Annotated in this window: 1 protein-coding gene; it reads left to right on the forward strand. The window is 32.7% G+C overall.

The features are described 5' to 3' along the window. Positions 1-4,386: endo-alpha-N-acetylgalactosaminidase family protein (locus A5883_RS18895; protein ID WP_086339406.1), on the forward strand; the 4,386-nt coding region annotated here is incomplete at both ends.

Raw genomic sequence — 4,386 nt, forward strand, 5'->3', positions numbered from 1 at the left:
AAACACTAGTGGGAATAGTGTAAATGAAAATATAGCTGCATCTTCACTAGCATCCGAACAACCAGCGGCAAATGCAATAGTAAAAGAAGATACTAATGAAACTAGTGCTGTTTTGGATAATGAACGTAATAAGGAATGGGTTTCTGTTTCGCAAGTTCCTGGTACAGTAGCCATTAATGAAGTGGAAGGGATTCGCTACAACACATTATCTTCTACTCTTGAAAACGATAATGGAAATAAAATGGCTTTGTTTGAAAAAGATGGGTTACATGTGGATGATGCGGGGAATGCTACAGTAAGTTTGTCTTTTGTAGAGCAATCCAAACCAAGAGAAGGACGGTTTGGAGTTTTATTAAAACAAGGTGATAATCAAAATTATATAATGGTTGGATATGATAGGGAGGGATGGTTTTGGGAATATAAATCAGCAGTTGATTCTGCTTGGATGACAACTAAACGTTCTGTAAAAGCGCCAACGAAGGGATCAAAAAACGAATTAATAATTAGTCTTAAAAACGATGGTCAGTTAAATGCAAGTGTTAATGGCGAAAATCTTTTTGATACTTACAATGTACCCCAAAATGTGATAGATGCTTTAAAAGATAATAAAACAATTGCTTTAAAGTTGGGCACATTTGGAAATGAAGTAACAAAAATAGATATAAAAACAGATAATCAATCTAATGTTACTACTTCAAATACAGTTAAGGATAAGGAAATTGGAATAACTGTAGATGACTCTAAAATCATCTACGATACGATAAAAACAGATCAAATAGAAGCAATTATTGATGTTTCATTTCCTAGAGTAAAAGAGTATCATGTTGATAATCATATTCTTCCGGGACAAGTACAACCTCTTAATATTGTCAAAATCAACGGAGTTGATGTGACACCTATAACTTCTTTTGAAAAAATCAATAATTCTACAGCATTTTATAAGATGAAATTAAAAAATTTGGAACATTTTATCAATGCAGAAATAGAAGTTAAACTTCAAGTTATAGATAATGAACTGCATTTTGATGTTGTTAAAGTTGTTAATTATAATAAAATTGTTGCAGGGGAAACAATAGATGATACACGAAAATTAATTGAAACAATTGAATTTCCTGATAATTATCTGGTTTCTGTTTCTAGTAAAGATGATAAAGCTGCTTTTGATGGTGCAAGAATGTCTACCAATACTCATAAAAATGGAGATGTTCATATTAATGTTACAAATCCAATGGAGGATATTCCGACAATAGGATTTATGTATGGATTTATATCGAATAATAAATTAGCAGCAGGTGTTTGGTCCAACTCTCAGTATAGCTATGGTGGAGGAGCTAATGATTATACTCGTTTAACAATTGGTAAACAAACAATTAATGGGGATAATTATCTTGGTATATTAAGTTCACCGTTTATTTATCAAAAGCATTATAAAGGCCAAGTTTATGATGAGCGTACAATTGAATTACCTAGCGCTAAAGTTGTCATTACAAATGATTTAAATGAGGATGAAGTAGTAGATTGGCAAGATGGTGCTATTGCCTACAGATCAATTATGAATTCTGCAAAAGGTTCTGAGCATGTTCCAGATTTAGTGGCTTATCGTATTGCTATGAACTTTGGATCACAAGCTCAAAATCCTTTTTTGACTACTCTTGATGGTATTAAGAAAATTAGTTTGCATACTGATGGTCTTGGACAGTCAATTTTATTAAAAGGATATGGAAGTGAAGGGCATGATTCAGGACACTTGAATTATGCTGATATCGGAAAAAGAATAGGAGGTTCAGAAGATTTTAAAAAACTTATAGAGTTATCTCAAAAATATGGAGCACGTTTAGGAATTCATGTTAATGCATCTGAAACATACCCAGAATCTAAGTATTTTAATCCAGAGCGTTTGAAAAAAAATAGTGATGGAACACAATATAGTTACGGTTGGAATTGGTTAGATCAAGGAATTAACATTGATGCTGCGTATGATTTAGGTCATGGTAGATTTAAGAGATTCCAAGATTTAAAAGAGGTTCTTGGAGAAGGACTTGATTTTATATACGTAGATGTATGGGGAAACGGTCAATCAGGTGATAATAATGCGTGGGCTACTCATCAATTAGCAAAAGAAATAAATGACAATGGTTGGAGAGTAGCTTTTGAGTGGGGCTATGCCGGAGAATATGATTCTACATTTCAACATTGGGCGGCGGACTTAACTTATGGTGGCTACTCATTAAAAGGAATTAATTCTAATATTGTACGTTTCATTCGTAATCATGAAAAAGATTCATGGATTGGAGATTATATTTCTTATGGTGGAGCAGCAAATAATCCACTTCTTGGTGGATACGATATGAAAGATTTTGAAGGATGGCAAGGACGTAGCGATTATGCAGGGTATATAAAAACGTTATTTAAGAGTAATCTTCCAACAAAATTTATTCAACATTTTCAAGTGATGAATTGGAAAAATGGAACATCTGTATTTATGAAAGATAATGGTGAAAGTTACGAATGGATTCCTGAAATGGAAATAATGCTAAAAGATCAAGAAAATAGAAGGCTAGTTATTTCTAGAAAGTCTAATAATGTAAGTGATGCAGGTTATAGAGAACGTGTGATGACACTAGATGGGCGTAAAATTTATGATGGTTCTGCATATCTTATTCCATGGGATTGGGCAAGTGATGGTAGTAAATTATCTAAGAATGATCAAAAACTTTATTATTATAATACCGCAACAGGTAGCACTACTTGGGAATTGCCAAGTGGCTGGTTGGTAAATAAAGTTTATCTGTATAAATTAACAGATCTTGGTAAAACCGATGAAACAATTTTAGATGTTGTTAATGGTAGGATTACGATTAATGTAAATGCAGAGACCCCATATGTGATTTATCGTACACCACATAATAATGAAGAGGTAATTTGGTCGGAAGGAATGCATATAGTTGATCAAGGATTTAATAGTGGTACGTTGGCACATTGGGCATTAACTGGTGAAGAAAATACGGCGGTTGAGATTGTTCGTTCGCAAGGTGATAATCCAATGTTAAGAATTATGGATAATAATTCAAAAGTAAGTTTGACTCAAAAATTAAGTGGATTGAAGCCAAATACTAGTTATGCAGTATATGTTGGAGTAGATAACCGTAGTGATTCAAGTGCAGAAATATCTATTGATACAGGAGAGAAGATAATTAGTAATAACACAGGTCGCTCTATTGCTTTGAATTTTGTTAAGGCTTACGCTCATAATAATTTAAAAAATAATGCAACAATTGACAATCTTAGTTTTTTTCAAAATATGTATATTTATTTTACTACAGGGGAAAATGTAGATAATGTAATATTGACACTTTCAAGAGATGCAGGGGAAGGTGCAACTTATTTTGATGATATTCGAATTTTTGAAAATAATTCTATAATGTTTAATGGAACACATGACAGTGGTAAAGGAATATTTAAACAGGATTTTGAAAATGTTCCACAAGGAGTTTATCCATTTGTAATAGGTGGAGTCGAAGGGGTAGAGGATAATCGAACACATCTTTCGGAAAAGAATTCTCCTTATACCCAACGAGGATGGAATGATAAAAAAATATCCGACGTTATTGATGGTAATTGGTCACTTAAGACAAATGGGTTAACTGGTCGTAATAAACTTCTCTATCAAACCGTCCCACATAATTTCCGGTTTGAACCTGGGAAAGTTTATCGAGTAAGTTTTGATTATGAAGCTGGTTCTGATGATACGTATGCGTTTGTTGTTGGTAATGGAGAATATCAGAATAATCCTTCTGAGTTAAAGATATATTCTCTTAAAAATACTTGGACGGACAGTGAAAAAGCAAAAAAAGTAAGTTATCATGTAACAGGTAGTGAAAGTGGGAATACATGGATTGGTATATTTTCTACAACAAATTCTGGTGATACACACGGAGTTGAAGGAAATGCAGCTAATTTTGAGGGATATCTTGATTTTGTAATGGATAATCTTGTTATAGAAGAAATCAAATTGACACCTATTACCAAATTAGAATTAGCTATTGAAGAATTTTTACCATTTGATGATTCTTTATTTACAAAAGAAACTTCGGATAGATATAAAGAAGCTTTAGGTAAACTTGTAACTGCTGATTCACGTGAGTTGACTTTGTCTGACATTGATAAGCTAATAGAGGATATAAGGAATAAAAAAGAAAAATTGATTTTTAAAAAGCTTTATATAGATAAAAGTGATATTGATAGTATGGAAGCAAATGAACAGCCTAGAGAGTCGATCGAGTTGGCTTTTGATGGTGACACTAATACAATTTGGCACAGTAAATACAATGAGACAGCAGTTAATATACCTGCAAAAATTGATTTGAAAGTCCCAACGAATATTAA

Source organism: Enterococcus sp. 5B3_DIV0040 (genome assembly GCF_002140755.1).
Taxonomy (GTDB): Bacteria; Bacillota; Bacilli; order Lactobacillales; family Enterococcaceae; genus Enterococcus_D; species Enterococcus_D casseliflavus.